This is a genomic window from Prauserella cavernicola (assembly GCF_016595675.1).
GTDB lineage: Bacteria > Actinomycetota > Actinomycetes > Mycobacteriales > Pseudonocardiaceae > Prauserella_A > Prauserella_A cavernicola.
Genome location: NZ_JAENJH010000045.1, coordinates 1 through 315, shown reverse-complemented (window position 1 = coordinate 315; position 315 = coordinate 1). Strand labels below are relative to the sequence as shown.

General features: G+C 74.3%; 1 protein-coding gene. It reads right to left on the bottom strand.

Features of this window, described 5'->3' with window-relative positions:
- Positions 1-315: MFS transporter (locus JHE00_RS34620; protein WP_200326420.1), on the bottom strand; the 315-nt coding region annotated here is incomplete at both ends.

Sequence of the window (315 nt, the reverse complement as noted above, 5' to 3'; positions counted from 1 at the left end):
ACGACCTGCCAGTCCCACGAGCCGAGCCCGCTGATCAGGTGCGGCAGCGCGGAGCCGAGCGTGAGCGCGCCGACGAGGATGCCGAGTGCCTTCCCCCTCGCGGCCCGCACGGACCACGACGCCATGAGCTTCATCCCGACCGGGTACACGCCCGCCAGGAAAACGCCGGTGAGGAACCGCAGCGGCACGGCGACGTCCAAGCCGGTCGCCCAGACCGCGACCGCCAGCGTGCACACCGCGGCCGCCGCCGCGCTCGCCGCCAGCAGCAGGTGCGGCGGCACGCGGTCGGCCAGGTTGAGCGTCGTCGAGACGACC